At 36.6% G+C, this 24859-nt stretch carries 24 protein-coding genes; 8 read left to right on the top strand and 16 right to left on the bottom strand.

Annotated elements, in window-relative coordinates:
- Positions 1 to 27: 27 nt before the first annotated feature.
- The 6 genes from hisS to rpsF form a co-directional block, all read right to left on the bottom strand.
- On the bottom strand, positions 28 to 1407 hold the full coding sequence (gene hisS, locus KO521_RS05080) for a histidine--tRNA ligase (RefSeq protein WP_215938827.1): 1380 nt from the start codon (positions 1405 to 1407) through the stop codon (positions 28 to 30).
- A 117-nt stretch (positions 1408 to 1524) separates the two neighbouring features.
- A complete protein-coding gene (locus KO521_RS05075) occupies positions 1525 to 1998 on the bottom strand; it encodes a DUF6495 family protein (protein ID WP_215938826.1) in 474 nt (157 codons plus the stop codon).
- A 64-nt stretch (positions 1999 to 2062) separates the two neighbouring features.
- Positions 2063 to 5242, bottom strand: coding sequence for a TonB-dependent receptor (locus KO521_RS05070; RefSeq protein WP_215938825.1), 3180 nt, complete (start codon positions 5240 to 5242; stop codon positions 2063 to 2065).
- A gap of 91 nt (positions 5243 to 5333) precedes the next feature.
- Positions 5334 to 5786 carry a 50S ribosomal protein L9 gene (rplI, locus tag KO521_RS05065; protein WP_215938824.1) on the bottom strand — a complete coding sequence of 151 codons (453 nt, stop codon included), beginning with the start codon at positions 5784 to 5786 and terminating at the stop codon, positions 5334 to 5336.
- A gap of 13 nt (positions 5787 to 5799) precedes the next feature.
- Positions 5800 to 6096, bottom strand: a complete 297-nt coding sequence (gene rpsR / locus KO521_RS05060; RefSeq protein ID WP_013991412.1) for a 30S ribosomal protein S18 — start codon at positions 6094 to 6096, stop codon at positions 5800 to 5802.
- Between the two features lie 6 nt (positions 6097 to 6102).
- Positions 6103 to 6441, bottom strand: a complete 339-nt coding sequence (gene rpsF / locus KO521_RS05055) for a 30S ribosomal protein S6 (protein WP_215938823.1) — start codon at positions 6439 to 6441, stop codon at positions 6103 to 6105.
- A 228-nt stretch (positions 6442 to 6669) separates the two neighbouring features.
- On the opposite strand from rpsF, the gene KO521_RS05050 reads away from it, so the two are divergent.
- Positions 6670 to 7362 (top strand): LytR/AlgR family response regulator transcription factor, encoded by a 693-nt coding sequence (locus tag KO521_RS05050; RefSeq protein WP_215938822.1) that lies wholly within the window; start codon positions 6670 to 6672, stop codon positions 7360 to 7362.
- 65 nt (positions 7363 to 7427) lie between these two features.
- Here the strand turns inward: KO521_RS05050 and priA are convergent, their stop codons facing one another.
- The 4 genes from priA to nadC are packed head-to-tail and all read right to left on the bottom strand — an operon-like array spanning position 7428 to position 12163.
- Complete coding sequence (gene priA, locus KO521_RS05045; RefSeq protein WP_215938821.1) at positions 7428 to 9884, bottom strand: replication restart helicase PriA; 2457 nt, start codon at positions 9882 to 9884, stop codon at positions 7428 to 7430.
- Positions 9885 to 9899: 15 nt separating this feature from the next.
- On the bottom strand, positions 9900 to 10340 hold the full coding sequence (locus KO521_RS05040; protein WP_215938820.1) for a DUF2147 domain-containing protein: 441 nt from the start codon (positions 10338 to 10340) through the stop codon (positions 9900 to 9902).
- Entirely contained in the window at positions 10337 to 11305 is a 969-nt protein-coding gene (locus KO521_RS05035) for a YihY/virulence factor BrkB family protein (protein WP_215938819.1), read from the bottom strand. The genes KO521_RS05040 and KO521_RS05035 overlap by 4 nt, the downstream gene beginning before the upstream one ends.
- The gene (gene nadC / locus KO521_RS05030; RefSeq protein ID WP_215938818.1) at positions 11306 to 12163 is read right to left on the bottom strand and encodes a carboxylating nicotinate-nucleotide diphosphorylase; all 858 of its coding nucleotides are present in this window, start codon (positions 12161 to 12163) and stop codon (positions 11306 to 11308) included.
- A 130-nt stretch (positions 12164 to 12293) separates the two neighbouring features.
- Here nadC and rlmH point away from each other — a divergent pair, with 130 nt between their 5' ends.
- Positions 12294 to 12767 carry a 23S rRNA (pseudouridine(1915)-N(3))-methyltransferase RlmH gene (gene rlmH, locus KO521_RS05025; RefSeq protein ID WP_215938817.1) on the top strand — a complete coding sequence of 158 codons (474 nt, stop codon included), beginning with the start codon at positions 12294 to 12296 and terminating at the stop codon, positions 12765 to 12767.
- 58 nt (positions 12768 to 12825) lie between these two features.
- On the opposite strand, the gene serA is transcribed toward rlmH, so the two are convergent.
- From serA to KO521_RS05000, 5 genes are all read right to left on the bottom strand, one after another.
- Complete coding sequence (gene serA / locus KO521_RS05020) at positions 12826 to 14718, bottom strand: phosphoglycerate dehydrogenase (RefSeq protein WP_215938816.1); 1893 nt, start codon at positions 14716 to 14718, stop codon at positions 12826 to 12828.
- Between the two features lie 163 nt (positions 14719 to 14881).
- Positions 14882 to 15679 (bottom strand): alpha/beta fold hydrolase, encoded by a 798-nt coding sequence (locus KO521_RS05015; RefSeq protein WP_252729850.1) that lies wholly within the window; start codon positions 15677 to 15679, stop codon positions 14882 to 14884.
- Positions 15666 to 16364, bottom strand: coding sequence for a DUF3307 domain-containing protein (locus KO521_RS05010; protein WP_215938815.1), 699 nt, complete (start codon positions 16362 to 16364; stop codon positions 15666 to 15668). Before KO521_RS05010 ends, KO521_RS05015 begins: the two co-directional genes overlap by 14 nt.
- The gene (locus KO521_RS05005) at positions 16365 to 16973 is read right to left on the bottom strand and encodes a SatD family protein (protein ID WP_215938814.1); all 609 of its coding nucleotides are present in this window, start codon (positions 16971 to 16973) and stop codon (positions 16365 to 16367) included.
- Between the two features lie 83 nt (positions 16974 to 17056).
- Positions 17057 to 17509 (bottom strand): methyltransferase family protein, encoded by a 453-nt coding sequence (locus KO521_RS05000; protein ID WP_215938813.1) that lies wholly within the window; start codon positions 17507 to 17509, stop codon positions 17057 to 17059.
- A gap of 85 nt (positions 17510 to 17594) precedes the next feature.
- Between KO521_RS05000 and KO521_RS04995 the strand changes: the two genes are divergently transcribed.
- The 4 genes from KO521_RS04995 to KO521_RS04980 all read left to right on the top strand — a co-directional run bounded on the left by KO521_RS04995 (position 17595) and on the right by KO521_RS04980 (position 22743).
- Positions 17595 to 18164, top strand: a complete 570-nt coding sequence (locus KO521_RS04995; RefSeq protein ID WP_215938812.1) for a non-canonical purine NTP diphosphatase — start codon at positions 17595 to 17597, stop codon at positions 18162 to 18164.
- A 140-nt stretch (positions 18165 to 18304) separates the two neighbouring features.
- Positions 18305 to 20098: a DEAD/DEAH box helicase gene (locus KO521_RS04990; protein WP_215938811.1), complete on the top strand. Its 1794-nt coding sequence runs from the start codon at positions 18305 to 18307 to the stop codon at positions 20096 to 20098.
- A 102-nt stretch (positions 20099 to 20200) separates the two neighbouring features.
- Positions 20201 to 20977, top strand: coding sequence for a carboxypeptidase-like regulatory domain-containing protein (locus KO521_RS04985; protein ID WP_215938810.1), 777 nt, complete (start codon positions 20201 to 20203; stop codon positions 20975 to 20977).
- Positions 20978 to 21027: 50 nt separating this feature from the next.
- Positions 21028 to 22743 carry an alpha-amylase family glycosyl hydrolase gene (locus KO521_RS04980; protein WP_215938809.1) on the top strand — a complete coding sequence of 572 codons (1716 nt, stop codon included), beginning with the start codon at positions 21028 to 21030 and terminating at the stop codon, positions 22741 to 22743.
- Between the two features lie 14 nt (positions 22744 to 22757).
- Here KO521_RS04980 and KO521_RS04975 read toward each other — a convergent pair whose 3' ends face one another.
- The gene (locus KO521_RS04975) at positions 22758 to 23429 is read right to left on the bottom strand and encodes a TrmH family RNA methyltransferase (RefSeq protein ID WP_215938808.1); all 672 of its coding nucleotides are present in this window, start codon (positions 23427 to 23429) and stop codon (positions 22758 to 22760) included.
- A gap of 35 nt (positions 23430 to 23464) precedes the next feature.
- Here KO521_RS04975 and KO521_RS04970 point away from each other — a divergent pair, with 35 nt between their 5' ends.
- Positions 23465 to 24166 (top strand): SIR2 family NAD-dependent protein deacylase, encoded by a 702-nt coding sequence (locus KO521_RS04970; RefSeq protein ID WP_215938807.1) that lies wholly within the window; start codon positions 23465 to 23467, stop codon positions 24164 to 24166.
- A 9-nt stretch (positions 24167 to 24175) separates the two neighbouring features.
- Positions 24176 to 24748 carry an adenylosuccinate lyase gene (locus KO521_RS04965; RefSeq protein ID WP_215938806.1) on the top strand — a complete coding sequence of 191 codons (573 nt, stop codon included), beginning with the start codon at positions 24176 to 24178 and terminating at the stop codon, positions 24746 to 24748.
- Positions 24749 to 24859: the final 111 nt, after the last annotated feature.

The raw sequence follows: 24859 nt of genomic DNA, 5'->3' as shown, positions 1-24859 counted from the left end.
ATTTTATTTTTTATGAATTTGTGTAAGCTACGACAAACTTGCCACAAAATCGGCAACTGTATGTAAACTATATTCTTTCTGAGAACCTTCCGTCATGTTTTTAACTACAAAACTATTACTTTCCAATTCTTGCTCCCCTATTAAAACTACATAAGAAACATTACGGTTGTTAGCATATTTCATTTGCTTTTGCATTTTAGTACTTGAAGGATATACGTCTGCTTTAATACCGGCTTTCCGTAGTTCATTTACCAATTTTAAAGCCGCAATGGATTCTTTCTCTCCAAAATTGACACAAAGCACTTGTAAGGATTGGTCAATTGCTTCTGGAAATAGATTCAACTCTTCCAAAACTAAATAAATACGATCTAAACCAAAAGAGATTCCTACACCACTAACATTCTTTAGGCCAAAAATACCCGTAAGGTCATCATAACGACCTCCTCCGCCAATAGACCCCATTTTAACTTCTTCTGGCGCACCCACTTCAAAAATAGCTCCGGTATAATAATTAAGACCACGTGCCAAGGTAACATCAATAGAAAGCTTAGCGGACTGAAGACCCATTTCTTGAATAGTACGAACTATGAAAGTAAGTTCTTCTACTCCTTTACTTCCTGTTTCGGAATCTTTTAAAAGTTCCTTTAACGATTCAAGTTGCTCTAGGTTGCTTCCAGAAAGTGAGAAAAGCGGCTCTACTTTAGCAATTGCTTCCGCAGTTAGACCTCTTTCTGCCATTTCTTTCTTTACACCGTCTTCGCCAATTTTATCCAACTTATCCAAAGCAACGGTAAAATCTATCAGGAGGTCTTGTGCACCTATAACTTCTGCAATACCCGAAAGAATTTTTCGGTTATTCATTTTGATGTTGACTCCGTCCAACTTTAAATCAGTGAAAACCGCATCATACAATTGCACGAATTCTATTTCCTGCAATAAAGAATCTGAACCTACCACATCCGCATCACACTGATAAAACTCGCGAAAACGTCCTTTTTGAGGCCTGTCCGCACGCCATACGGGTTGTATTTGATAGCGTTTAAAAGGAAAATCTATTTCATTCTGGTGCATTACCACGTATCGGGCAAAAGGTACTGTTAGGTCATAGCGCAAAGCTTTTTCCGATATTTTAGAGGTAAGTGAATTTGAATCCTTTGAACTATATAAAGCTTCATCAACCTTACTCAAATAATCCCCAGAATTCAAAATCTTAAAAATCAAGCGATCACCCTCATCACCGTATTTACCCATCAAGGTATCCGAGTTTTCAAAAGAAGGGGTTTCAATAGGTTGAAATCCAAAGGTCTGAAAATGCTTTTTTACGATGTCAAAAATATAATTCCGCTTTATGACTTCGGAAGGAGTAAAATCTCTTGTTCCCTTTGGTATACTTGGTTTTTTTGCCATTAGATATAATTGTGGTGCAAATATAAAATTTTAGATAGATCGATTTTATCTTATAAGGTTATCACACGTCTTTCCCTATAAAAGTAAGTTTTCTTAAAAACAAATGACATGTTATGATTAAGCTTCAATTACTTTTTCAAACCACTGGTACAATTCTCCTTTAGTGATAGACGCTCCTTGCTGAATAAGCTTAAATTTGTCTAGGTTCTTATCTTCCGTATATACTTTAGAGGCCGTTAGATACTCAACAAAATCTGATTGCCAGTTCTTTTTGAACCAAGAAAATCCAACAGTAGTATTCAAATCAATTGCAGGATTCATAACCTTAACGGAAATTAATTTCATTTCTTTTTCTGCCAAATGAAACAAGTGCATCTGTTTATCAGATATATTTTCCAAATATTCTACCTTATTGAGTACACCTTCCCAAACCAAATCACTAAAAACGTCTATTTCATCTTCAGCTACCTGTGGGCGGTTCTTTTTAATTTCCTCCCATTCCTCTCCAGTAATAGATTGTGTAGCCAGAAAATTGATGAACTCTTGTTGCAACTCTTCTAATTGCTGCTTTGTAAGCCTCGTATATTTCATTCTGCAAAAATAAAAAGACCGTACGATAAGTACGGCCTTTGTTTGATAAAATGTGATGTAGTTTTTAGAAAATATATCGTAGACCAACTTGAGCTTGCCATCTTGAGAACAAACTTGAATCATAACCAAAAGATTCAGTTAGCTGCTCGTTAAAAGTATATGTAGGAACATTACTATCATCTACAGTTACAGATAATGGATTTAAGTTATTTGGCTGCTGAATTACACCCCAATCACTATTTAATAGATTACCGAAGTTTAAAATATCAATACTAAACTGAATTGTATGTACTTTATCTTCTGATACATTAAATCTATAGTCTTGTAAAAATTTCACATCCCATTTTCCCCTCCATGGTGCAAGAGCTGCGTAACGGTCAAAATACTGACCTCTATTATCGCTCATATACTCATCCTGCTGAATAAACCGCTCAAAAGCATCGGCCTGGCCGGCACCAGAAAACTGCATTTGCTGAACTTCTGCCGCGGTTGGAATATACAGCAGGTCATTATTCTGAAAAGAACTATCATTATTAATATTGCCAGCATAAGTATAATTAAATCTTCCGCCTTGAGCATATTCAAAGAAGGTAGAGATAGTAGTAGACCACTTATTATTACTACCATAGTTAAACTGCTTTGCTGCAGCACCAATAACCCTATGGGTATCGCCATACTTTGAATAGGATAAAACATCTTGATTAGCATCACCCAAATTCGGGTTGAAATCAAAGGCGTCACCAGTAATCTCCGCTTCAATAGAATTGACATCCTGAGCATTTAAATAATTATAAGCAACACTAGCAAACAGACCATTATCCCAACTTTTTTGAGCTTTTAAAGATGCGTTCCAAATTCTACCTTTATCAGAATTTGTAAACACATATCCATTATTTCCTTTATCTGCATCAGTATAAACAGGTCTATTATCTCCAGGAGCATTTAAAGTCCCTGAAGGATTTCTCAATCCCCAGTTTTGAACATGTGCTCCATTAAGGTCTTTGGTATACGAAATATCAGCAGTTAAAATAACACCGCTATCAAATCTATGATCCGCGCCAATGTTGGTACGCCATACTTGTGGCCATTTGAAATCTGGATCAACAATTTGATAAAAGAAAAAATCCAGACCTTGTACTTGGTTTCCTAACCACACAAAAGGAAAACGACCGGTAAAAACACCACTACCACCACGTATCTGGGTAGTCTGATTTCCTTTAACATCCCAATTGAATCCTACCCTTGGAGAAATAAGGAATTTATTACTAGGTAACGTTTTTGAATCTAATGTAGTTTCTTGATTGGTCTGTGGATTAAAATAAGGAATTGTTGGGTCGAAAGTAAAGGGCTTTCTATCAATGTTTTCCTGAATTTTTTCATCCGTATCAAAATATAAAGGCTTATCAAAACGAACACCATAGGTCAGCTTAAAATCTGAAGTTACAGCCCAGTCATCTTGCACATAAAAAGAAAACTGTCCTACATTGGTTTCCGCTAATGCCCAACCTCCGTCATTGCCAACACCAGCCGCATTGCTATTCGTAAAAATATTTTGAGCATTGGCCAACGCAGCCGCTAAAGTACCATCGGCAATATCTGTTTGAAAAGCTGCTAAATCAGGATACGATGCGAAAGCACCCACCTCTTGATTGAAATCTCCATCTTCATCGTAACCATAAGCCCCTAAGTTAAAGGAGTTGTCGAACGAAAACTTTTCAAATGACGCACCAACTGTAAGGGTATGGTTACCCATAAAATAGTTGAAGTTATTCGTAATCTGAAATACTTTCTGATCAAGTGTATTATTAATAGAAAAAGGCTCATGCCCCGCTATGATATAATTACTATTTGCTCCATCTTGTATGGTAATAGCAGGCATAGGTGCAGAAAGCGCATTTCTGAAATCATCAAAATGAGAATAGCCTACTTGTAATTTATTTGTTGCATTGTCCCCAAAAGTAGAGTTTAGCTCCACCTGAAATGATTGAATATTGTTATTGATTTCGTATCCGGAATTCTCAAACTGTAAAACCTGAAAGCTAGGTCCTCTTACGCCCAATGCAGTAGGGTGAGCTGGTTGTTCTCTTGATGATTTTAAGAAATTATAAATTACAGCTAAACGATGATCATCATTAACATTCCAATCCAACTTAAAAATCCCTTTGGTAGATTCAGCTCCATAAGTGAAACCATCATATCTTCCCGTATCATAACCCAAACCAGCAAGTGCAGACTGGACAGACATTAAATCACTTTCTAAAACCCTAGATTCATTAATAGCTCCAGAACCTGTATTGGGCACCCAACCACTAGTACCTAAATCATCTCGTTGATCACGTTCAAAATTGGCAAAGAAAAAGAGTTTGTTTTTTACTATTGGTCCACCAATGCTAACACCATATTGATTTTGGTTCAAGTCTGGCTTTACTACATCTTCTCCTTTAATTTTACCACCAGTAAGGCTTTCATTTCTAAAGAAACCGTACACACTACCATGAAACTCATTTGTACCGCTCTTGGTTACAGCATTAACAGTAGCTCCAGTAAAACCTGATTGTGTAACATCATAGGGAGCCAAAGACACCTGAATCTGATCTATAGCATCTAAAGATATTGGCTGTGATCCAGTTTGACCACCAGGACTAGGTGCATCCAAACCAAAAGGGTTTCCAAAGAAAGAACCATCTAAAGAAAAGTTGTTGTATTGATCATTACGACCACCAAATGAAAGACCTCCTGTACCAGGAGTTCCAGAAGCACTAGGCTCTAGTCTTGTGAAATCTTCCGCAGATCTAGAAATAGTTGGCAGTTTGGTAAGTTCTCTTCTTCCAACACTGGTTTCAGAACCAGTACGATCACTTCCAAATGTTCCTCCGCGATCTGAGATTACCACTACTTCATCCAAAGCTTGGCTCTCAGTTGCTAGAACAGCATCTAAAGTAAAAGTCTTTCCTAAAGACAAGTAGATGTCGTTTAAGGTCTGTTCCTTAAAACCAACATAAGAAACGGTAACCGTATAAGGCCCACCCACCCTAAGGTTAAGTATTCTAAATAGACCATCTTCATTGGTAATTGCCCCATATTTAGTACCTGTTGGCGTATGAACTGCAACCACATTTGCACCTAATAGTGGTAAGTTTTGATCATCAACCACCGATCCACTCATGTTGGAGGTTGTTACTTGTGAAATTGCGCTAAAGAAGGTAAAAAATAGCACAAGACTAAAATGAAGTTTGTAAGACATAATCATCTGTTTGAGTTAGTCTTGCAAAAAAGAACAAAAAAAAAGAGCTATGCAAGCACAGCTCTTTTAAGTTATTATGGGTTATTAACCATTATTTCTTATCGGCAACAACCTCAAAAGGAAAATCAACTATTACTTCCCTGTGTAATCTAATTTGTGCATTGTAAGGACCAGTACGCTTAACGGCACCACCTTGAATGCTAATAAACTTCTTGTCTATGCTATGACCTTCCTTTTCAAGAGCGGCAGCAAGATCAATAGTAGTAACAGATCCAAACAATTTGTCCGCTGTACCAGTTTTAGCAGAAATTTTCATTTCCAAAGCTTTGAGAGCTTCAGCAGTTTTGCCTGCAGCATCAACCACTTTTTTCTCTTTGTGCGCTCTTTGTTTTAAGTTCTCTGCCAATACCTTTTTAGCCGAAACAGTAGCCATTGCAGCTAAGTTTCTAGGTATAAGGTAATTTCTACCGTAACCGTTCTTTACGTTAACGACATCATCTTTAAAGCCTAAATGCTCTACGTCTTGTTTAAGTATAAGTTCCATCTTGCTTTAAAATTTATTTTAATAAATCGCCTACATATGGCATCAAGGCCAAATGACGTGCTCTTTTTACAGCTTGAGCCACTTTTCGTTGGTATTTTAAAGAAGTACCTGTAAGTCTTCTAGGTAACAATTTACCTTGTTCGTTTACCAACTTCATTAAAAAGTCTGCATCTTTATAATCTATATACTTAATACCAGACTTCTTGAAACGACAATACTTCTTCTTAGTATTGGTTTCAATATTCAATGGAGTCAAATAACGGATTTCACCGTCTTTTTTTCCTTTTGCTTGTTGTTGTAATGTTGCCATAATTCCTTAAGCTTTAGCTTTTAATCTTGTTCTTCTTTTCTCAGCCCACTCAATAGCGTGCTTGTCTAATTTTACTGTCAAGAAACGCATAATACGCTCATCTCTTTTGAACTCTTGCTCATAAGGAGTGATAACTTCACCGGTAGAAGTAAATTCGAACAAGTGGTAAAAACCACTCTTTTTGTGCTGGATAGCATAGGCCAATTTCTTAAGCCCCCAATTTTCTTTGGAGACCATTTTGGCGCCATTTTTAATTAAGAAATCTTCAAATTTCTTAACTGTTTCCGCTATCTGATCATCAGAAAGCACGGGATTCAAAATGAAAACAGTTTCGTAATGGTTCATAAATGTATATTTTTTAGGAGTGCAAAAGTAAGAATATTTATGAGACTTTACAAGAAAATGAGATTTTCTTCGTTATACTTTGACAATCCTAAAATCTTACATAACCAAATCTTAACCTATGTCATTACAAATTACACATAAAAGAGGCTCAACTTTACATAATAATTGTATTTAAACAGCTTTTTTTAGTATTTTGTCGATGACTTAACCCCACAAATCGACCTATTTATGAAATTAAGAAGTATTATCGTAGACGATTCGTCCATGCAACGAATGGCAGTCGCGAAGCTTGTAAACAGTCATCCAAACCTTGCTATGGTGGCCGAATACAGCAATGCGATCGAAGCTAAAAACGGCATTAAGAACAACGAGATCGATCTTATTTTTCTTGATGTTGAAATGCCTATTATTAGTGGATTTGACCTACTCGAATCCCTAGAAAACAGTCCTCAAGTAATTTTAATTACAGGTAAGCCAGATTATGCCCTCAAGGCTTTTGATTATGATGTAACCGATTACTTGCACAAGCCCATTACCCTAGCTAGATTTGATGCTTCGGTAAAAAGAGCTGTAGCTAAATATGAGCAAATACACAAAGTTCAAGAAGACGAAGAACATATCTTTGTAAAGAGCAACCTTAAGAAACGTAAAGTTATCTTAAACGATATTAAATGGATCGAAGCTCTTGGCGATTATATTAAATTGGTAACTGACGAAGCTAATATCGTTATTTTGTCTACCATGAAATCATTTGAGCAACAATTACCAGAAGAAAAATTCTTACGGATTCACAAATCCTACATTGTGAATTTAGAGAAGATAGAAAAATTCAACAGTAAAAATGTTGAAGTCAGCGGAAGGTCTATTCCTCTCAGCAGAAATAAAAAGACCGAGTTAGCAGAAGCATTGGCCAATGTCTAGCACTTCTACTTTAGAATATAAATCCCGAACATAGAATTATGTTCGGGATTTTTTTTACCCTTTTTCTAAATGTGATCTACATTATATATAACCCTTACACTTCTAAATTGAGAAACAGAATTAAATGATTTTTCAATTCTCTTGATGGCCAATTTGGTTTTCACTACAGATTGCGCTTGTGGAATTTTGACTACCACATTTTTCAAGAACTGATTTCGGACTCGTGCCACCGGTGGATATTCAGGACCCAATACATTCCCTCCCAAAGATGTTCTTAACGCTTTTGAAAACCAATCTGCCGCCTCATTTAGACGATTATACTCCTTGTGTTTAAAAGTGATTTTGATAATCCTGTTACTAGGTGGATATTGATACTGCTCTCGTTCATATAACTGTTCATTGAACATGGTATCATAATCATGAGTAGAGACCTGTTGCAATATCTGATGATAGGGATTATAACTCTGTACCAAGACTTTTCCTCTTTTTTTTGTTCTACCGGCACGACCCGCCACTTGAGTCAATAATTGAAAACAGCGTTCGTGTGCTCTATAATCAGGAAAATTCAAAAGAGAATCTGCATTCATAATGCCCACTAAACTAACATTTCTGAAATCCAATCCTTTTGTAAGCATCTGAGTACCTACAAGAATATCCATTTCTTGTTGTTCAAATGCCGTTATTATTTTTTCATAGCCATGCTTGCCTCGTGTAGTATCTAAATCCATTCGCCACGTCTTTGCATCCGGAAACAATGTTTCTAGCTCCTTTTCCACTTGTTCGGTACCAAATCCTTTTGTGTCCAAGGTGGGGCTTCCACATGCCTGGCAACTTTCTGGCAAAGCCATATGGTAACCACAGTAATGACAACGTAGTTGTTTTTTATATTGATGATAGGTTAAACTTACGTCGCAATTGGGACACTGTGGGGAATGGCCACAAGTGGTACATTCTACTATAGGAGCATACCCGCGCCTATTTTGAAACAAAATCACTTGTTCCCCCACTTCTAAAGCTTCTTGAATAGCCAAAAACAAGCGTTCAGAAAAATGGCCTTTCATACGGCGTTTTCTACTTTGCTCTTTTAAATCCACCAATTCAATATCCGGCATTAGGACATTTCCATAACGTCTCGTTATAGTAGCATAACCATATTTGCCAATTTTGGCATTGTAAAAACTTTCTACACTAGGAGTAGCCGAACCTAAAAGTATGTTACTGCCATGTAACTTGGCCAAAACTATAGCTGCATCTCTTGCATGGTACCTTGGCGCAGGATCAAACTGTTTAAAAGAGCTTTCATGCTCCTCATCTACTACAATAAGACCTAAATTTGAATAAGGTAAAAATGAAGCGGAACGAGCCCCAATGACTATTTGGGCCTTGTCTTTTTGATTTAAAACGTTATTCCACACCTCTACCCTTTCCTGTACGCTATATTTGGAATGATAAACGGAAACCTTTTCTCCAAAATATTCTTGTAAACGAGAAATAAGTTGAGTGGTCAATGCAATTTCAGGAAGTAAATACAAGGCTTGCTTACCTATTTGCAAGCATTCTTCAATTAATTTTACATAAACTTCTGTTTTGCCAGAGGAAGTGACCCCGTGTAACAACGTTACTTTTTCTTCCTCAAAACTTTTTGACACATCATCAAACGCTTTTTGCTGATATTCGTTTAGAGCCTTAAGTGCGAAATTTTCTTCTTCACCTTCATAATTAACTCGATCGGTTCTTATAAAATATTCTTCTAAAATATTTTTTTTTACAAGCGATTTAATAACGGCTTTAGAGCCCCCACTGGTCTTCTCCAACTCGGTTATCTTTATGGGCTTTTTATTTGTTGCTTGTAATTGAAAAAGAGAAAGTACCACTTGACTTTGTTTTGGCGCTCTAGACAGATCATTTAAAAGCACCTCTAACTTCTCTTCAACCAAATATTCTTTTCCAAGTTTAACATAGCGAACCAGTTTGGGCTTGTACTGCTCATACATTTCTTCTTTCAAAAGAATTACGTTCTTTTCTATAAGACGATTTAAAACAGGCAAAATGTTCTTCCTATCAATAATTGCACTTACCTCTTGAACTTTTAACAGTGCTTGATGCTGTAATGCCTCAAATACCAAAAATTCATCATCTTCCAAGCTAGACTCATCTACCTCACCTTTATCATTCCTTAAAATCAGGGTTTCACTTTCCAACAGAAAAGCTCCGGGAACCGCACTTCTAAATACCTCACCCACGGTGCACATATAATAATCCGCAATCCACTGCCAATGCTTTAACTGAATTGCATTAACAATAGGTTGCTCGTCTAGAATACGGTCAATCTCCTTTGCCTCATAAACCTCGGGCGCATTGGTATGCACTTTATGAACCAAACCCGTATAAATTTTTGATTTCCCAAAAGGAACGCCCACACGCATGCCCGGACGTAAAAATTTAGCTTCGGTTTCGGAAACGGAATAGGTAAAAAGTTTCTCTAAAGGAATCGGTAAAATTACATCGATAAAATACTGCATACTTCGGTTCGAATTCTATCCTTCCACACGCACCCAAGTCTGAGTACGATAAATAAAGGCCAAGTAGCCCCTAACCTTAAGTTCATTAGGATTATCAGGGTTTAGCCAAATTTTACATCTAAAAGTCATGGCTTGCTGTGGGTCAAAAAGAGTATCTCCTTTGTAAACGCCATTGCCATGATGTTCCGCATCCTCTATTATCGTCATGCCCAAAACAGGCTTTCCTTTCCTATCTCCTTCACACTTATCGCAAATGAAATTTTCCTTTCCTTCTTCAACTATTTCAATCACCTTACCATGCATCATTCCATCCTCTTCATATATCTCAATAATGGCTTTTGGCTTACCCGTACGATCATCTATCGTTTTCCATTTTCCAAAAACTCCTTGTGAGTGACTTACTGGAGCCAACATGACGATAAAGACAAAAAAACTTAAAATTGCACTTGTATTCATTTCTTAGTATATGTTTTTCTTAAAGAGTTCAAAGAGGCATTAAGCTCAAACCCGAGCAACAATATATTAGAATTTAACCAGATATAGACCATAAGTATCAATAAACCTCCCAAAGCACCGTATAATTCATTGTATCTGGCAAATTTTTCTACATAAACACCAAAAAGATACGATGTTAACATAAATAATAGAGTGGTCATAAAAGCACCCGCAGAAAAAAATCTGGCATGCTTGCCTTCTGTTGTTCCAAAATAGTACAAGATAGCAGTGGTAAAATAAGACAAAAGAATAAAAAACAGTACTTTACCTATTTGTGCCCCTACTATATCATTCTGTGTAAGATCATACCCTCTGGTTTTGGCAGCCCACACACTTAAATAATCAATAATATATAATTCAAAATATCCGTAGGCCACGGCCCCTACTATAAGTAAGATAGACAATATTAAACCCACCATAAGGGCATATAGATATTGACGTAAAAAATGCCGGGTCAGCTCTACATGATAAGAGTTTTCAAACCCTCCAAATATGGCGTTCACCCCATTGGCCATTAAAAAAATAGAGAAGAAAAAAGCGGAAGACAATAATCCTCCTTGCTTCTGGTCTTTTATCTGTTGATAAATTTCGCCAAAATAATCACTTGTAGCAGAAGGCAAAAAAGACTCCAGAAAAAGGAGGAACTGCGAATCAAAATTTTCATTGCCAACACTTACATAGGGCAGTATAAAAGGTATTAAGGTTATAAGAAATATGAGCAACGGAAACAAAGCCAAAAACAAACTAAAAGCAATGGAACTGGCCCGAGTTGAAATAGCACCTTGTATAATACCGAGAATATACATTTCCATTAAATCGTACAGAGACAGCCCTTCAAAAGCTGGCAGTTTAACGCCTTTTAAAAGACGTGCCAGCCAATTGATTACGGGAATTTTATCAATTTTTTCTTCTATCTCGCGCGACATTTATACCGCTTTTAAGCTTAAGTCCATATTGTAAACCGAATGGGTAAGTGCACCAGAAGAAATATAATCAACTCCGCACTCAGCATATTTACGAAGCGTATTCTCATTGATCCCACCTGAGGACTCAGTCAAACAGGTATCGCCTATAAGCTTTACGGCCTTACGGGTATCTTCATAATTAAAGTTATCTATAAGAATGCGATATACTCCGCCAGCATTAAGAATTTGTTCTATCTCATTTAAATCTCGAGCCTCTACAATGATTTTTAGATCACGATCCGTTTCCTTTAAGTAATCTTTGGTTTTCTGAATGGCCTTATCTATACCACCAGCAAAGTCTATATGATTATCTTTAAGCATAATCATATCATATAAAGCGAATCTGTGATTCTCCCCGCCACCTATTTTAACGGCCCATTTTTCTAGAGCACGTATGCCTGGTGTAGTTTTACGGGTGTCCAAAATTTTAGTATCCGTACCTTCCAACAACTTTACGAACGAATTTGTTTTGGTAGCAATGGCACTCATGCGCTGCATAGCGTTTAAAACCAATCGCTCTGCTTTTAAAATACTTTGAGAACTTCCTGAAACATAAAAAACAATATCACCGTGTTTCACTGGCGAACCATCTTCTATTAGGGTTTCCACCTCCATATTGGCATCAACATACTTAAAAACTTGCTTAGCAAACTCTATTCCGGCAATTATTCCCTCATCTTTCACTAATAATTTAGCCTTCCCTGTTGCTGTACTGGGAATGCAGGCCAACGAACTATGGTCTCCATCGCCCACATCTTCACGGATGGCATTTTTTATAATGTACTCTATCTCTTCCTGAAATTGTTCTTTGGAAATCATGTATCGGTTTTTACTTAAAGCTAAATTAGTGAATTGTTCGGGGTTTATAGACCTTACCGCATGGGTAATTTATTACCATAGGCTGAAACTCGAATACCTGAAATTTATTATTTCAATTTATATTTGCCGTATGACTATAAAACTCATCGCGATAGGAAAAACGGATAGCAAGGCATTATTACAGCTTATTGCAGAGTATCAAAAAAGATTGAAGCATTACGTAAAGTTTGAATTGGAAATTATACCTGATATCAAAAACACCAAAAACCTCTCTGAAGCTCAACAAAAAGAAAAGGAAGGCGAACTAATTTTAAAAAATCTAAGCAACACTGATGTTCTCGTACTCTTAGACGAGAATGGAAAGCAATTTTCCTCAGTAGATTTCTCTGGTTATTTGCAGAAAAAGATGAATGCAGGACTCAAGCAACTCGTTTTTGTAATTGGTGGGCCATACGGTTTCAGTACGGATGTTTACAATAAAGCACAAGGTAAAATCAGTTTATCAAAAATGACCTTTTCCCACCAAATGGTTCGCCTTTTTGTGGTTGAGCAGGTTTATAGGGCTTTTACCATACTACGGAACGAACCTTATCACCATCAGTAAAAAGAAAATAAAGGTCTTCTTTAAAGAAGACCTTTATTATTTAAATCTTAATTAAATTCTAATACAATACTCTAAACTTAATTGTATTCTCTACCTTTCTAAGGGCTTTTATAACATCCTTATTATATTCCTTGTCCAAATCCGTAATTACATACCCAACTTCACTATCCGTAGACAGGAATTGTCCAGAGATATTTAAGCCATATTTAGCACATACCTCATTAATTTTAGCCATAATTCCGGGCACATTTTTATGTATGTGCAAGAAACGGTGTGCATTCTGTTGTTTTGGTAAACGAATATTAGGGAAGTTTACAGCATCTACAGTATTACCCGAGTTGATATAATCCATAATTTTATTAGGCACAAAATCGGCTATATCGCGCTGTGCTTCTTCCGTACTACCGCCAACATGTGGTGTGAGAATTACATTGTTCAAACCTTGTAGTGGTGTGTAGAATTCACCGTTGCTGCGTGGTTCCTCTGGATACACATCAATAGCTGCACCACCAATTTTACCGGATTTCAAACCTTTTGCCAAAGCTTCAATATCAACTACAAAACCTCTGGATAAATTAATAAGCATAGCTCCGTTTCTCATTTGGCTAATTTCTCGCTCGCCTATGAAATCCTTATTCGCTTTATTATCATCTATATGTAGCGTAACTACATCTGAAACATTTAATAAATCTTCTAGCGTATTACATTTTATAGCATTACCTAGTGATAGTTTATCATCTACATCATAATAATAAACACGCATACCCAAAGCTTCTGCCAAGATAGAAAGTTGTTTACCGATATTTCCGTAACCAACAATACCAAGATTCTTACCACGAACCTCTCTTGACCCTTCAGCAGTCTTTTGCCATTGTCCACTGTGTATTTCACTACTTCTAGAGAACACACTCCTCATTAACATAATTATCTGTCCAATAGCCAATTCAACAACTGAGCGCGTATTACTATATGGTGCATTAAAAACTACAACTCCATTTCTCTTTGCATGAAGTAAATCTATTTGTGTAGTACCAATACAGAACGCACCAACTACCAATAGTTTATCTGCAGCATCCAATACTTTTTGAGTTACTTGGGTTTTTGAACGGATACCCAGCACATGAACTCCCTTTATTTTTTCTATAAGTTCATCCTCAGCAATACTATGTTTTACCAACTCAACAGAGAATCCATCATCTGACAAATTCTTAAAAGCGTCAGGGTGAACATTCTCAAGAAGTAGTATTTTTATTCTATTCTTTGGATATGAGATATTACGTGGCAAATCGTTAACAAATAAAAATTCATCCATACTTGGAGCTATATAATCAGCATTCTCAGCCGCTTTTTTGCGGTGTACATTTTCAGTATATGCAAAGAATTTATCGGCAATACCAGCCTCGCGCATAACATAGTCGCTATAACCGTCACCAATAACTTGAACCTCACCTTCTAGATTCATGTTCTTAAGGCACTCTATTTTACCATTGTGTTGAGAAAGCACATTTTCCGAATCAAAACCCACTATATTGCCATCTTTATCAAATTCAAAAGTATTGGCATAAACCCTATCTGACGGAATATTATATTCTTTTACTATAGGATCAATAAACTCTTTAAACCCACACGAAATAACATAAATATCGTCTGAGAATTTTTCAAAAAATTCTTTGTTATCAGCAATAGACTTGGAAATCTTTTGACGTAACTCCTCTACCAACGGTCCCAAATCATCTTTATGGGCATGTAATAGTTTTATACGTCTTTCAAGCGATTCGGTAAAGGAAATATCTCCATCAATACCTAGATTGGTAATCTCTTGAATTTGTCTAATAATTTCTTCCTTATTAGAATTTCCTTGCAGAGTCCTTTCGGCGAGTACATCCAAAGCCTCAACTCTCGTTAAAGTACTATCAAAATCGAATACGTATTTTCTACCTGTTTCCACCATGTCTTTGCTAAAAAATTAAGGAACAAAAATAAAGATTATTTCTCTCCAAAATGGACTAATCTTACTAAAAGTTATCCGTATAACTAATCTAGTTCTTTTTGATATGGATTTTAATTTTCAATAAACGTCAAATTCACATTTAATCAGATATAAAACCTTTATTTTAATCTAAAAATTCAATTATTGCCTCGGAAAATGCTTTAGTTTTGTACGTACCGTTATGGTCTCCATCAACAATCACAAACTCACTTTTAGGTATTGCTTGATGAAGTTTTTCCGGACTACCGTTATCCGTGTCGTCACTACCGGCTAAGACTAAAACCTTGGCTTGCACATAAGCCAAGTGACTTTTCTTGGTATTAGGTTGAAATCGCTGTTGCAAATACAAGCTTCTAAAATCCGCATTAACAGATTTGGCATAGTCTACCGCTTCTTTGGTTTCTTCTGTAACCTTGCCATTAAAGGCATTCATGAACTTTATTTTTCGAGGCCAGCGATAATCCGTAAAATCAATTCCCATACCACCCAATACCGCTCTCTTTAAGCGTTTGGTCTTTAGCAATAATTTGGCTAAAACAATACTACCCCTAGAATAGCCCACTGCCATATATTTCTTTAAACGCAAATGCTGCATAAGAAATAGAATATCCATGACTTCTGCATCAAAACTGTAAGCCTCTTCTGTTTGTGGCTTATCAGACTCTCCGTTACCTCTTAAATCAAGGGCCACAACCCTAAATCCTTTTTTTAATAAATCTTCTTTTAGACTTGTGCTATCCCAAGATTCCTTCGTGTTTATGAAGCCATGAATTAACAGTACAACATCTCCCTTTCCTTGGTCCGTATAGGCAATCTTAACATCATCAAAAGAATTAAAAAACTCAGTTTGTCCCCAAGCAGAATACGACACAAATAGCACCACTACAAAAAGGAGGTGCATTGTATTTTTATAAGTTGACATAGATAATTCCTGTGATTACGGCAAGACCAAAACTTAGTAACGTACCTATTAAAATATATTCAGTAAGTTTCCGGTTGTTGCTTTCTTTTAAATCATTAAAGCGGAAAACAGACTTTGCTCCAATCAACAACCCTATAGCTTCCCACCTCCCCATAATAATGAACATAAGAACAAAAAGCCGCTCTATTATTCCAATGTACTTACCTGCATTGGGCAGAGATTTATGATCCAATTCAATCTTATCGGACATGGCTTCCAATAATTTGCCCATTATAATCGCAGCCGGAGAACTCACGAATACCATAGCAGTTACCAATGGCCAATCCAAATTTTGAAAAAGAGCCATGGTATGCCCCCCTAGATTACCATAATATACACAACAATACAATACTATAATATGAAGCACCTGATCCATAAAAAATGGAATACTCTTTAATCTAAACATAGGGGTTACATACAGTTTTGCCAAATCGATAAAATAATGGGAAACCATTATAATCAGAGCTATTTTCCAATACTTCAGATCCCAGACCAAAAGCATTGTTAAGGCAAAATGAAGCAGAACATGAGCATAGAGATATTTTGATTTCTCCTTATTAGCCTCCTTATGAATCACCCAGCGACTAGGCTGTAATAGAAAATCGCCTATTAAATGTGCCAGCAAAAGTTTTGTGAATAAAATCATCTAACTTAATTCTTTTAAAGTTTTTGAATAATAATCAAGTAATTCTAGAACTAAATCTAAACGCGCCCTTTTTTGACGTTGACTTACTGCTGATTGTTGAATGTTGAGCCTTTCGGCGATTTCTCGTTGTGAGGCATTGGGATTGTCCAATGCCAATACAATTATTTCTGCAGACACCGTGCTCCAGTCATCCATAAAATGAAGCGCCAGCTTTAGCATAAGATTTAGAGTATCATCAAAAAAACCATTGCCCGTAGCAATCGTTAAATTAAGTTTATCTTCTTTAAGCGATTCAAAAGTTCTACCAGACCTATGATAGGCAGGGCCGTTAGATTCACTTACGCCAACACCTTTAAATGTTTCATTACCTAGACCAATACCCATACGAACATCTAACCCCTTAACCGTTTTAATTAAGGCCTTAATATGTATTGCCGCCTGCAAAGCATCTTCCTTTGCTATTTTTAATTGAAACTCGTCTCCTCTATAAACCTCCCAATCTATTGGTGACTTACCTAGTTTAGACAAATAATCCTTAAGAATACCCAACCACTCAGACGAGTTGTGGTTCTCTGAGTTTATAATATCACCAGTAATTATTGCTACCATAATTATATAAGCTAAAACGCTAATATATAAAAATATAAGCTAAAACGCTAATATTTTACATTATAAGCACTATTGCTTATAAATTAGAACCACCTTCGTACGTTTACACAATATTGTTTGTAAACCTTGCCAAAGAGCTTCAAAAGAGCCGTTTCTTCAGGAATGATCTGAAACCTATTCATATAACCAACAAAACCTGCCGCTAGTAAAGTGTTGAACGCATTACCCAACCACACACCAAAAGCCAATAATAGAACAAGTAAAGCCAAATACATTGGATTTCTAGAATAAGCGAAAATACCATTTTGCACCAACTTACTAGCCTTGGTAGGATGAACCGGATCAATAGTAGTTCTGGAACGCATAAATTGAAAAAGAGCAATTACAGCAATAATACCCGCAAAAACCAACAATCCATAAACAAGATAGTATCTTCCGTAAAAATCGAAATAACCAAAAGGTAAAAATGTAGCTAGCAGATACATTAGACCCGCACAAATCAGAAAAACCACTGCGGGAGGTATTTTCAACTCCATAATAAGAATATTTATAGCTTTTCAAAATTACTATTTTTGAACCATTAAAAACAAAAGCCCCAAAAACAACCTTAAATCAATTTATATGAAACTTGTTTTCGCAACACACAACAAAAACAAACTGGAAGAAGTCAAAAAACTTGTTCCTACCCACATTAAGTTGGTTTCATTAACAAACATTGGTTGCTTTAACGAAATACCCGAAACGGGAACAACCTTAGAGGAAAACGCAAAAATAAAAGCAGACTATGTCACCAAGAATTATGGTCTTGCCTGTTTTGCAGATGACACAGGTCTTATAGTAGATATATTAAATGGAGAACCAGGAGTATATTCCGCCAGATATGCAGGACTTGATAAAAATTCTGATGACAATATGAACAAACTTCTACATAAATTAGAAGACAAGAATAGTCGAACAGCATACTTCAAAACGGTAATAGCCTTAAATCTGAATGAAGAAAAACATTTATTTAGTGGCATTGTAGAAGGAGAAATCCTAGCAGAAAGAAAAGGCCAAGGAGGCTTTGGGTATGACCCGATTTTTAAACCTAACGGCTACAAAGAAACCTTTGCAGAGCTTCCGCTATCCATTAAAAACAAGATAAGTCATAGAGGCAAAGCCATGAAGAAATTATTAGATTTCTTACAATAACCGCTATGTCAATAATAAAACGTACCTTTGCACCTTAATTTTAACGCCGCCGGTATGGCAGGTGTTGCTCTGAGTACTAAGGTTATATACGATAATCGCTCTATGCAACGCACCTATTAGCGATTAAGTATACCTTTTTTATGACAAAATTTGAAGCCTTAGGGCTAGACAAGTCCATATTGGACGCTGTCAACGACATGGGATTTGAAAGCCCATCTGAAGTACAGGAAAAAGCAATCCCAATTTTATTGGAAAGCGAAACGGATCTAGTTGCGCTTGCACAAACAGGAACCGGTAAAACGGCTGCCTTTGGTTTTCCTTTAATACAGAAAGTAGACCATAATAGTAGAACCACTCAAGGTTTAATACTATCCCCTACTCGTGAACTGTGTCTACAGATTACCAAAGAGATGCAAGCCTATTCTAAATTCGTAAAAGGTTTGAACACCGTTGCTATTTATGGTGGGGCGAGCATAACGGACCAAGCAAGACAGATCAAACGCGGAGCACAGATAGTTGTAGCAACTCCTGGCCGAATGAAAGATATGATTAGCCGTGGTCTTGTTGATATTACTAAAATAGATTATTGTATTCTTGATGAAGCTGATGAAATGCTCAACATGGGCTTTTTTGAAGACATTAAGGATATTCTTTCTAATACACCTAAAGACAAATCTACCTGGTTATTCTCTGCAACTATGCCAAGAGAAGTAGCTACAATTGCTAAAAAATTCATGCATAGCCCTATTGAAATTACAGTAGGAGCTAAAAACGCAGGAACATCTACCGTACAACATGAATATTACGTAGTTGGCGGAAGAGATAGATATCCTGCCCTTAAAAGACTTGCAGATGCTAATCCTGATATTTTCTCGGTAGTATTCTGTAGAACTAAAAGAGATACCCAACGTGTAGCTGAAAAGCTGATCGAAGATGGGTATAACGCAGGTGCTTTACATGGCGACTTAAGCCAAAATCAGCGCGATCTGGTGATGAACTCGTTTCGTAAGAAACAAATTCAGATGTTGGTTGCTACAGATGTAGCGGCTCGTGGTATTGATGTTGATGATGTTACACACGTAATTAATTACCAACTACCAGATGAAATCGAAACATACACCCACAGAAGTGGCCGTACGGGTAGAGCTGGTAAATCAGGTATTTCCATGGTTATTATTACCAGAAGTGAAATGCGTAAGATTCATGCTATAGAGAGAAAACTACAACAGGATTTCTTATCAAAGAAAATTCCAACAGGAATTGAAATTTGCGAGATTCAGTTATATCACTTGGCCAATAAAATCAAGGAGACAGAAATTAATACAGATGTGGAAAACTATCTTCCTGCCATTAATGATGTTCTAGAAGGTTTAGACCGTGATGAACTTATTAAAAAAATAGTATCTGTAGAATTCACTCGTTTCTCTAATTACTACAACAAAACTAAAGACATGAACACTTCTGTCGATCGTGGTCGTGATAGAGACAGAGGTGAGAGAAACTCACATGCACCTTCTAATGGTTCTGTTCGTTACTTTATAAATGTTGGAGAGAAAGATGGTTACGATTGGATGTCATTAAAAGACTTCCTACGCGATACATTAAGCCTAGGAAAAGAAGATGTTTACAAAGTTGATACAAAGGATTCATTTTCTTTCTTCAATACTGAAGCAGAACATACAGATAAAATTCTTTCTTTCTTTACCGACTTTAAACTAGAAGGCAGATTCATAAACGTTGAAGTTTCTAAAAACCCTGGCGGAAACGGCGGAGGTGGCCGTGGAAGAAGCGGTGGAGGTCGCGGAAGAAGAGATCGCGACAACGATCGTGGGGGCCGTTCAAGAAACAGAGACAACAACAGAAACTCATCAAGAGGTAAATCTAGCCATTCCGGTAAAAGAAGAAGCTCTAAAAGCAGAACAGACTTCTTTTAAGTCCGTTATAACTTACATTTAAAGTTAATTGTATATTAAAAAATACGCTTCGGCGTATTTTTTTGTTTTGTTTAGTACTTTTAAACCCGTATGCATAAAGCAATGAAACCAATTTTCGTTATTATCCTTCTTTTTATCTCTGCCTTTTCGTTTGCTCAAGAAGAAGAAGTTTTAGAGGAAAAAGAAATAAAAGCCATAGTTGTAAACGCCCAGACCGATGCCCTTATGGGCGATGTTCACGTAATAAACTTGGACAAGGTTAGAGGAACCATAACAAAGAAGGATGGCGAGTTTTCAATTTTAGCATCCGTAGATGACATCCTTTACTTTTCTTTTTTAGGGTTCAAGTCCCAAAAAATTAGGGTTACCAATGACATGTTCAAATTTAAGGATACAAAAATTGCCTTAACTGAACTTGCTTATGCCTTAGAAGAGGTAATTGTCAAACCTTATCAGCTTACGGGATATCTTGAAATAGATGTAAAAAATGCACCTATCAACAATGCATATCAGTACAGTATATCAGGGCTTTCAGTAGGTTACGAAGGAGGTAACAAAAACCCAAGTGCTGTTACAAAAGTTTTGGGCGCTATATTAAATCCCGCAGATCTACTGCGAAATCTTTTTGGAAAACAGCCCAATCAGATGAAGAAATTGCGTAAAATTAAAGAAGATGACCAAATAAGGGATCTTTTGGCATCAAAATTTGATCGTGAGGTATTAATGGAACTACTTCAGATTGAAAAGCTGGACATTCAAGATATTTTAAATAATTGTAATTACTCCAAATCTTTTATAAGAACTGCCAATGACCTACAAATTCTAGATGCAATCAGCAGTTGCTACGAAGATTTCAAAGTATTAAATCGTAAAAAATAAATTTTCTATTTCCCATTGCATTTTATAGCTTTAGGGAAAATAGAACTCTTATGAAAAGACTGCTCTCCGCGGTTATTATATTGTCCCTTCTTATTGCTTGCAAACAAGAGCAAAAAGATATTGTAAAAGAAGTAGCGGTAAAGACCGATACTATTTCCAAAACAATTAAACCTGCAAAAGATATCCCTTTCGCATGGGAAGGAGCTAATATTTACTTTTTATTGACCGATAGATTCAATAATGGCAATAAAGAAAACGACTTAAATTTTGAAAGAACAGAACCAACCGGACCTTTAAGGAGTTTCATGGGAGGTGACATTCAAGGTATAACCCAGAAAATCGAAGAAGGCTATTTTTCAGACCTAGGAATTAACGCTATTTGGTTTACTCCAGTTGTTGAACAGATTCACGGCAGCACGGATGAAGGCACAGGTAACACTTATGGCTATCATGGTTATTGGACAAAAGATTGGACGGACCTTGACCCCAATTTTGGTACCCGAAAAGATTTAGAGACCATGGTTAAAACAGCACACCAGCATGGTATTCGGGTATTGATGGATGTAGTTATTAATCATACAGGCCCAATTACAGATATTGACCAGGCTTGGCCCGAAGATTGGATTAGAACAGAACCTACCTGTGATTTTGCTAATTACGAAACTACGGTTGAGTGTACGTTAGTCGATAATTTACCCGATATTAAAACCGAATCTAATGAGCCTGTTGAACTGCCAGATGCCTTATTGGCTAAATGGAAAGATGAAGGACGCTTAAGTCAAGAGCTTGATGAACTTCAACTATTTTTTGAACGAACAGGATATCCAAGAGCTCCTAGGTTCTACATTATTAAATGGCTAACCGACTACGTAAACAACTTGGGCGTAGATGGTTTTAGAGTTGATACCGTAAAACATGTAAATGAAAACACTTGGGCCGAACTTTACAAAGAAGCTTCCTATGCTTTTGAAAACTGGAAAAAAATGCATCCGGACAAAGTCTTGGATGAGCAACCGTTTTATATGGTAGGTGAAGTTTATAATTATGGGGTTTCTTCTGGAAGGACATATGATTTTACAGATAAAAAAGTAGATTATTTTGCCAACGGATTTAAAAGTCTTATCAATTTTGAACTTAAAGAGGATGCCAAGAAGGACTATGAGTCCATTTTTCGCAAATACAATAAAATTTTAAACACGGACCTTATCGGTAAAAGCGTAGTAAACTATTTAACCTCCCATGATGATGGTAATCCTTATGATGCCGAAAGGACAGACCCCTTTAAAGCGGCCAACGTTCTATTACTCACTCCAGGGGCTTCTCAAATTTATTACGGAGATGAAACTGCTCGGGATATAACTATTGAAGGTAGCGTACAAAATCCTGTTCAAGGTGATGCGTCACTACGCTCATTTATGAATTGGAAAGAATTAGATAGTCTTTCTAGCACTCAAGAAATATTAAAACACTGGAAAAAACTAGGTACATTCAGAAGAGACCATTTGGCGGTTGGAGCAGGAAAACACAGAAGACTTGGCAAGAAACCTTATGTTTTTAGCAGAACCTATGTAGAGGGGAACTATAAGGACAAGGTGGCTATAGGACTAGATTTACCAAAAGGCAAAAAATCTCTCTGGGTAAAAGGTTTTTTTGGGGACGGAACTAAACTATATGACACTTATTCAGAAACAGAAGTTACAGTAGCAAATGGGAAAGTAATCTTAGAGAACGATTTTAATATTGCGCTTTTAGAATTAAAAGAATAAACTAGCACTAAAATTCAGCCTTCATTATTCTTTGTATCCGTATCAAATCTTTTGAGTATATCATCAATACTCCTCACTGATTTTTTGGTCCAATCCAGTCTTTTTTCTAGTTTTTCCTCATCAGTCAATTTCCAGTCCAATTCTGGATTTCTTATTTTATGCGCAAGTTTTTGCAATATTATTGCGGCAGAAACAGAGATATTTAGACTCTCAGTAAAACCGAACATAGGAATTTTTAGAAACCCATCGCTCATATCTAGCGCCTCCTTACTCAGCCCCGTCCGCTCTGTTCCAAATAACAAGGCTGTCTTACCTTCAATTTCAAAATCCTCTAAAAAAGTTGAATCGTTATGTGGGGTTGTTGCAATAATTTTATACCCACTTTTCTTTAATACTTTAATACAATCCGTAGTACTCTTGTGCCTATGTGTATCCACCCATTTTTGCGCTCCCATCGCAATTTCGTCATCTAATTTTTTACCATACCGCGATTCAATTACATGTGCGTCTTGAATACCGAATACTTCACAACTGCGGATAACAGCACTTGTGTTATGCATTTGGTACAAATCTTCAATCGCTACTGTAAGCAATCTTGTGCGCTCTTCCAGTATTTCTAAAAAACGTTGTTTTCTTTCTTCGGATATAAAATTTTCAAGATATTCAAGAAGTTGCTCATCTACCATATACCGAATATAATAAAAACTCTATTTTTATAACGATGAAGAAAAAAATTACTGTATTAACGGGAGCCGGAATAAGCGCGGAAAGTGGCATAAACACCTTTAGGGATGCAGGTGGTTTATGGGAAGGGCATGATGTTATGGAAGTTGCCTCTCCCCAAGGTTTCGCAAAAAACCCGGAATTAGTCCTTAATTTTTATAATCAAAGAAGAAAACAATTACACGAGGTATCTCCTAACATAGCACATAAAGCTTTGGTAGAACTCGAAGATTTTTTTGAAGTCACCATCGTTACCCAAAATGTAGATGACCTTCACGAAAGGGCAGGAAGCTCTAATGTAATACATATTCACGGTGAACTTTTAAAAGTACGGAGTACCAAATACGAAAATGAAGTGATACCATGGTCCAATGACCTTAATTTAGGTGATTGCTGTAATAAAGGACATCAATTAAGGCCGCACATTGTTTGGTTTGGTGAAGCTGTACCCCTTTTGGAGCAAGCGGCAATTGCTACTCAAAATGCAGATGTTGTGATTATTATTGGTACATCAATGCAAGTATACCCTGCCGCCAGCCTTATTGATTATGCCCAAAGCGATATTCCCATTTATTTTATAGACCCCAAACCCAACGTGTCCAAAAACAATTATGATAACCTTACCGTCATAGCTAAAACCGCCGTACAAGGCATACCTAAACTGGTGACTGAGTTAATTGCAACTATTCAAGAAAACTAACAAGCTGTTATGACCAAGGAAGAGCTTTATAAATCATTGGATTACGTAAATCATTCTCGTGAAAAGCGTTCGGAAATGGCTACCTTAATTTCTCAAAACCCAAAACTTGTAGCTCCATTAATGGAAATAGCTTTTGCGATAGACGACCCCATATCCAATAGAGCATGCTGGGTACTTGAATTTACCGCCAAAGAAAATCTATCTTTTATATATCCCCATTTGGAAAATTTTACAACCAATTTACACCGAGTGCATTTTGAATCTGCAATACGACCCGTAGCCAAAATTTGTGAATTTTTGACTGAAACGTATTTCTCCAAAAATAATATCGGACTTAAAAATATTATGACAGAAAAGCAATTGGAGCGAATTACATCAGCTTGTTTTGATTGGTTGATTGGCGACCATAAAGTTGCAGCAAAAGCATATTCAATAACTTCTCTGTTCCAATTAGGACACAAATACGATTGGGTTCACCCAGAATTACAAATGATTTTGGAGAAGAATTATGCCGAAGGTAGTGCGGCATACAAAGCGAGAGCCCGCCATGCATTTGCCAAGTTAAAGAAGCTTTACTCGTAAAATCCAAGTTATTAACTTTTTAGTCACAACTTTTTTCACAAGAAATTTAAAAACCTTTTAAAACTACCCATCTTACGGTATCTTTGCTTTTTTTCAAAAATCAACCTTATA

This window comes from Zobellia uliginosa (assembly GCF_018860745.1).
Taxonomy (GTDB): Bacteria; Bacteroidota; Bacteroidia; order Flavobacteriales; family Flavobacteriaceae; genus Zobellia; species Zobellia uliginosa_B.
Note: the sequence above shows the minus strand (reverse complement) of the source record. Positions and strands in the feature narration are given on the sequence as shown.

Excerpts from the sequence above, each read along its gene's own strand:
- KO521_RS04985 (WP_215938810.1), top strand. The coding sequence starts at position 20,201 with ATGAAACCAATTTTCGTTATTATCCTTCTTTTTATCTCTGCCTTTTCG.
- rplI (WP_215938824.1), bottom strand. The coding sequence starts at position 5,786 with ATGGAACTTATACTTAAACAAGACGTAGAGCATTTAGGCTTTAAAGAT.
- rpsF (WP_215938823.1), bottom strand. The coding sequence starts at position 6,441 with ATGAACCATTACGAAACTGTTTTCATTTTGAATCCCGTGCTTTCTGAT.
- KO521_RS05000 (WP_215938813.1), bottom strand. The coding sequence starts at position 17,509 with ATGGAGTTGAAAATACCTCCCGCAGTGGTTTTTCTGATTTGTGCGGGT.
- serA (WP_215938816.1), bottom strand. The coding sequence starts at position 14,718 with ATGGTGGAAACAGGTAGAAAATACGTATTCGATTTTGATAGTACTTTA.
- KO521_RS05050 (WP_215938822.1), top strand. The coding sequence starts at position 6,670 with ATGAAATTAAGAAGTATTATCGTAGACGATTCGTCCATGCAACGAATG.
- KO521_RS05005 (WP_215938814.1), bottom strand. The coding sequence starts at position 16,973 with ATGGTAGCAATAATTACTGGTGATATTATAAACTCAGAGAACCACAAC.
- KO521_RS05070 (WP_215938825.1), bottom strand. The coding sequence starts at position 5,242 with ATGTCTTACAAACTTCATTTTAGTCTTGTGCTATTTTTTACCTTCTTT.
- KO521_RS04990 (WP_215938811.1), top strand. The coding sequence starts at position 18,305 with ATGACAAAATTTGAAGCCTTAGGGCTAGACAAGTCCATATTGGACGCT.
- KO521_RS05040 (WP_215938820.1), bottom strand. The coding sequence starts at position 10,340 with ATGAATACAAGTGCAATTTTAAGTTTTTTTGTCTTTATCGTCATGTTG.
- KO521_RS05035 (WP_215938819.1), bottom strand. The coding sequence starts at position 11,305 with ATGTCGCGCGAGATAGAAGAAAAAATTGATAAAATTCCCGTAATCAAT.
- KO521_RS05015 (WP_252729850.1), bottom strand. The coding sequence starts at position 15,679 with ATGTCAACTTATAAAAATACAATGCACCTCCTTTTTGTAGTGGTGCTA.
- rpsR (WP_013991412.1), bottom strand. The coding sequence starts at position 6,096 with ATGGCAACATTACAACAACAAGCAAAAGGAAAAAAAGACGGTGAAATC.
- nadC (WP_215938818.1), bottom strand. The coding sequence starts at position 12,163 with ATGATTTCCAAAGAACAATTTCAGGAAGAGATAGAGTACATTATAAAA.
- KO521_RS04975 (WP_215938808.1), bottom strand. The coding sequence starts at position 23,429 with ATGGTAGATGAGCAACTTCTTGAATATCTTGAAAATTTTATATCCGAA.
- KO521_RS04980 (WP_215938809.1), top strand. The coding sequence starts at position 21,028 with ATGAAAAGACTGCTCTCCGCGGTTATTATATTGTCCCTTCTTATTGCT.
- KO521_RS04965 (WP_215938806.1), top strand. The coding sequence starts at position 24,176 with ATGACCAAGGAAGAGCTTTATAAATCATTGGATTACGTAAATCATTCT.
- KO521_RS04970 (WP_215938807.1), top strand. The coding sequence starts at position 23,465 with ATGAAGAAAAAAATTACTGTATTAACGGGAGCCGGAATAAGCGCGGAA.
- hisS (WP_215938827.1), bottom strand. The coding sequence starts at position 1,407 with ATGGCAAAAAAACCAAGTATACCAAAGGGAACAAGAGATTTTACTCCT.
- KO521_RS05075 (WP_215938826.1), bottom strand. The coding sequence starts at position 1,998 with ATGAAATATACGAGGCTTACAAAGCAGCAATTAGAAGAGTTGCAACAA.
- KO521_RS04995 (WP_215938812.1), top strand. The coding sequence starts at position 17,595 with ATGAAACTTGTTTTCGCAACACACAACAAAAACAAACTGGAAGAAGTC.
- rlmH (WP_215938817.1), top strand. The coding sequence starts at position 12,294 with ATGACTATAAAACTCATCGCGATAGGAAAAACGGATAGCAAGGCATTA.
- priA (WP_215938821.1), bottom strand. The coding sequence starts at position 9,884 with ATGCAGTATTTTATCGATGTAATTTTACCGATTCCTTTAGAGAAACTT.
- KO521_RS05010 (WP_215938815.1), bottom strand. The coding sequence starts at position 16,364 with ATGATTTTATTCACAAAACTTTTGCTGGCACATTTAATAGGCGATTTT.